General features: G+C 51.3%; 4 protein-coding genes. 1 reads left to right on the top strand and 3 read right to left on the bottom strand.

All coding sequences use genetic code 11. The features are described from left to right. Window positions 1-76: 76 nt before the first annotated feature. From QMG27_RS06335 to QMG27_RS06325, 3 genes are all read right to left on the bottom strand, one after another. Window positions 77-1786 carry a ShlB/FhaC/HecB family hemolysin secretion/activation protein gene (locus tag QMG27_RS06335; protein ID WP_281814470.1) on the bottom strand — a complete coding sequence of 570 codons (1710 nt, stop codon included), beginning with the start codon at window positions 1784-1786 and terminating at the stop codon, window positions 77-79. Between the two features lie 152 nt (window positions 1787-1938). Continuing rightward, window positions 1939-2442 carry a POTRA domain-containing protein gene (locus tag QMG27_RS06330; protein ID WP_281814468.1) on the bottom strand — a complete coding sequence of 168 codons (504 nt, stop codon included), beginning with the start codon at window positions 2440-2442 and terminating at the stop codon, window positions 1939-1941. Between the two features lie 22 nt (window positions 2443-2464). After that, window positions 2465-2938, bottom strand: coding sequence for a hypothetical protein (locus QMG27_RS06325; RefSeq protein WP_281814466.1), 474 nt, complete (start codon window positions 2936-2938; stop codon window positions 2465-2467). Window positions 2939-3018: 80 nt separating this feature from the next. Between QMG27_RS06325 and QMG27_RS06320 the strand changes: the two genes are divergently transcribed. Next, entirely contained in the window at window positions 3019-3300 is a 282-nt protein-coding gene (locus tag QMG27_RS06320) for a tetratricopeptide repeat protein (RefSeq protein ID WP_281814464.1), read from the top strand. Window positions 3301-3315: the final 15 nt, after the last annotated feature.

Genomic DNA, 3315 nt, shown 5'->3' with positions numbered 1-3315 from the left:
AGCCATTCCGATTCGGAATGGCGGCGGACTTCTTGAGGGATATTTGCGCGAGTTGTTCAAAAACCAAACTCACGCGCTAGAACGGTAAAGTAACTTGCAGCCAATAACGGTTGCGGTCGCGTGTACCGTCCTGGTCGTTACCCGTTTGTGTAGGATTGGGATTGCTGCCATCTTTTCGCGCCCAAGTGGCTTTGATGTTGATGCCATCTTCTGTGGTGTACCCAATGCTGGCACCAAAGCCTTTATAGACATTGCGGTTGTGCTGTGGTCCGCCCGGGTATGACGGGTCGTGCGCTAGCCACACTTGCCCCCAGTCGTAGAAGGCAGCCATATTGATGCCGGATTCCAGTTGATGTTTGATTTCTAGCTGAATCAGCTGCGCGTCTGTGCCTGAGCCTTCACCCGTTGGGTACGCTCGCACGCCATTCATGCCACCGAGCTGCATCTTTTCTGATGAGTCAAGGTTTTTGTCAGCCAGCTGCCCAGAGACCGAAACAAGTGCTGATGTTTGCGTAGTAATCGGCTGCTGCCAGCTGCCATTGAGGCGAATTTTGTTAAAAATACCCTCGGTTTGGACGGTTGTGGCATCTGTTTGCTGACTCAAAGACCCATCTAAATTGATGATGCCGTGGGATAGTTGTAGCGCATAAGTACCCGTTCCACCCCCCGGGTTGAGGTCACGGTAGAAGCCCGAGACCTGGGCCGTCATGACTTTGGCGTTGTAGTCGGACATCACCAAACCCTGGGCCGATGTGTTTTGGAAGTTTTTGTTGTCTGCCGTCAGGGTCACGGTGGCGCTTCGGTCGTCCTCACGCAGCAATGGGTAGATCCATTCCATGCCTTGTGTCATGGCACGGCCCACGGCGCCAACCATGCCCTGTTCGCCAACCACGACTTCGTAACTCATGGCCGAGGCGTTCAGGCCCATGCGCCAACCATCGGTACCGACTGGCACGCTGTAGGCCAGTCGGGCGTAGTCGCTACCCCGTGTGTGGACGGCCACCACATTGAGCAAATCCCCCAAATCGTTGGGGTTGAACCAGTTCAATGTGGTCATGAAACGCATGAAACCCGTTGAACGTGAGCCGGCGTTGTCAATGCTGAGTTCAGCCTGGCGGGTACGACCTTGGTACAACTTAAGCAATAGCTCGGTTTCGCCTGCGTCACGACCTTGGCGCAAAGAACCTTGGGCGCTCAAGCCTGGAATGTCATTGGCCAAGGCCAGTGCACGGTCCAAGGACTTGCTGTTCAAAGGCTCGCCCGTTTTTTGTTGCGCTTCAATGATGGCTTCGACGTGGGCTTGGGTGTTGGGCAGATCTTCGAGCTCTTGCTCAATTTCAACTTTGGAGAAGACCGATTCAATGACGTCGACCGTCAAAACACCGTCGGTCAGATCTTGGGGCGGCAAGATGGCACGCGCTAAGTAGTTGTTTTTGCGGTAATAAGACTCAACCACCATGCCGATTTCGAGCATTTGCTCGTACGTCATGGGGGTATCAATGAAAGGTTCGACGATGCCCCTGAGCTCCATATCGCCCAAGATGGTGACACCTTGGAATTGGATGGATTTGAGGGTAATGAGGGCTTTGGCGGCCTCTTCCACCTCTTGCTGCTCCACCATTTTGTCCATGGCCGCATCGACCAAGCTGCGTGGCTGTTTGGGTTTAGCAAAGGATTTGCCGGTGATAGCTTCAGCCCATTCCGTGACGGGCAGGTTCGTTTTGCCCTCAATCGCGCGCAGGACGGTGCCTGCATCTTTAGGCACAACGGGGTCGTAGATGTCCAACGACCCTGCCAAAAGACACAGGAATGCAATCGCAGCAATGATTCGCGACCGAGTTAATTTCACAAAACGAGTACTAAAACAACCATAGGGGTTGTCTTAATGCAAGTTCCGTGCCTTGCCGCTTTTGACAGTTAGATGAGGGTTTTCAGGCTTTATCGTGCGCTGGGCTGCAGATTCTCTAGGATTTGAACCGTCAGATCATCCCGGGAAAGGTCTTGTTGGGGTATGTAGGCCCGCACAATCCATCCCTCTTGCCGATAGGCAGCGACCACAGCTTCTGTCAATTGATTGAGTTCATGCCGCGTCAAGTCACGGTTAAGGTACGGTGATGCTGTGGTTTGGAGTTGCTCAGGCGTGAATTGCCTTGCACCTAAAAACTTGATCACTTTAGGTTTCACCGTGGTTTGATCGTTCAAAACCATGACTGGCGGATAAGCCTCGCGCAACCGTGCACTGCGTTGCAATTGATTCTGTTTCAGCGTTTGCTCGGCTTGACGAGACAATGCCCCTGCATCGTAGGTCGGTATTTGCTTGGGGTCGTAACCAGACTGTGCGCAGACATGTGATGTCAAAAATACAAAAGATCCAGCCAATAACGATGTCAAGTTACGCATAAAACCCCTTTCCATGTCAGATGGTTTGTACATATCAAGCATAGCGTGTGCCAAAGTTTGCGCTTCAGTCGGTCAGCGCTTTTCTCTTAAATTGATCTGGCAAATTGCACTCAGCCAGCTCTGACTCCAACTGCGGATCGCCCACCAAGTACTCGCCGCGCTTGGCAAAGTTGGCATTCATGCGTTTGCTGTAGGTCTCAGACACATTAGCCACATTACGCGTGACGGTTTTCATGGTGTCTTTGCTTTTCATGCCGCGTTTTTTATCGATCTCACGCTCATTTGCTTCAGATAACACCATGTAGTGCTGGGCCAATGCCTCGAAATCTTTGGCACCCTGTTGCTGCCCCTTGCGGGCAAGCAAAGCAGACACATTCAGCTGCAATGCCGCACATCGGTTATATAAGTAAGACAAGCGCGTGGGGTCTTTGTAGGTTTGGTACTGGACACGCAACTCATCAAAGGTACGAAGTTCTGCTGACTGGCCTAGCTTAGGCGTCAATAGCAAGGCCAGCACTAACAGGGTTGGACTTTTCATATTTTTAAGTTGTAGTGTCAATTTTTCTTGGCATAGATCATGCTTAATTAAATTCAAATTCGTTTTTTCAGGAGTTCACCATGTCTACTACCCAACACCTTTCAGGCGCAAAATTGACCAGCTTTACGCTCGATGAGCTAACAAAAGCCGCCGATATGCTCGAAACCGCTGGCCGCTACGAAGAAGCCATCGATCTTTATCGCCAATGGTTGAAGCATAGTCAAGATGAACGCAAGCATGTTGCATGGTTCAATTATGGCTGGCTCTTGCAAAAACAAAATCTCTTCAGTGATGCAGCCAATGCCTACGACCAGTTGACCAACAATTACGCCAACTATTTGTCCGGCCACGCTGCGGCCTAAACACCACCAAACATC

Origin of the sequence: Limnohabitans sp. MORI2 (assembly GCF_027925025.1) — a bacterium.
Taxonomy (GTDB): domain Bacteria; phylum Pseudomonadota; class Gammaproteobacteria; order Burkholderiales; family Burkholderiaceae_C; genus Limnohabitans.
This window is presented reverse-complemented; position numbering and strand designations above follow the sequence as displayed.